2 protein-coding genes are annotated in these 932 nt (G+C 42.4%); both read left to right on the top strand.

Annotation, left to right across the window (positions count from 1 at the left end; genetic code table 11):
- Nucleotides 1–30 precede the first annotated feature (30 nt).
- On the top strand, nt 31–429 hold the full coding sequence (locus tag CA600_RS32045; protein ID WP_256990095.1) for a helix-turn-helix domain-containing protein: 399 nt from the start codon (nt 31–33) through the stop codon (nt 427–429).
- The coding region (locus CA600_RS30580; RefSeq protein ID WP_256990096.1) for an IS3 family transposase at nt 345–932 on the top strand (588 nt) is incomplete at its 3' end. The genes CA600_RS32045 and CA600_RS30580, both read left to right, overlap by 85 nt.

Below are 932 nucleotides of genomic sequence, written 5' to 3'. Positions count from 1 at the left end.
GTCCGATGAAATTCTAGGGGGTGCATTTTTATGACGATTAAAGGACAGAAGTTTAAAACATACTCGGATGAGATCAAAAAAGAGGCCATTCGTTTACATGTGGAGGAAAGATGGACTTATCGGAAAATTACGGAGCATTTTGAGATTCACGACCGAGGGCGAGTAAAGAAATGGATGAAGAAATACCGAGAGCTAGGGGAATTTGGACTACTAGATCAACGAGGGCGTCGTGAAGAATATATCGATCAAGATAGGTATGTTCAAAAGCTCAAACGGGAAAATGAAATGCTAAAAAAGTGTTTGGAAATCTGGATACAGGAGGTGAAACGCACAAATATCGCGTCATTGAGAGCGCCGCAAATGAATATGCCGTTAGCGACCTATGCAAACTCTTTAAAGTCTCCAGAAGTGGATACTACGCTTTCTTGAAACGCAAAGGAGTAGTAAGGGATCAAGCGGCGAAAGAACTCATTCAGAAGGTGTATGAACGGTATGACGGAGTCTACGGCTATCGCCAAATTCAATTGTTCCTGCTACAAGACCACGGAGTTTGGATGAATCATAAGAAGGTACTCAGAATAATGCAGGATTTAGGCATTTGTTCGAGGATCCGCCGAAAACATCGTTGTAATTATGCTACTTCCGAAGGAGATCGTGTGACGAAAAATATATTGAAACGGGATTTCAAAGCAGATGCTCCTAACCAAAAATGGGTGACAGACATTACGCAATATCGCGTAGGGGAAAAATGGCTCTATCTCTCTGCGATTAAAGATTTGTTCAATAACGAAATTATCGCTTATCAAATGAGTGCTAGGAACGACAATGGACTGGTTCTCCGAACCTTTCAGCAAGCGTGGACTCAGCAAAAAGACGTGACTGGACTAATCGTTCACAGCGATCAGGGATTCCAGTACACGTCTCATGCATAC

It is taken from the genome of Paenibacillus sp. VTT E-133280 (assembly GCF_002264385.1).
GTDB lineage: Bacteria > Bacillota > Bacilli > Paenibacillales > Paenibacillaceae > Paenibacillus_AQ > Paenibacillus_AQ nitricinens.
Note: the sequence above shows the minus strand (reverse complement) of the source record. Positions and strands in the feature narration are given on the sequence as shown.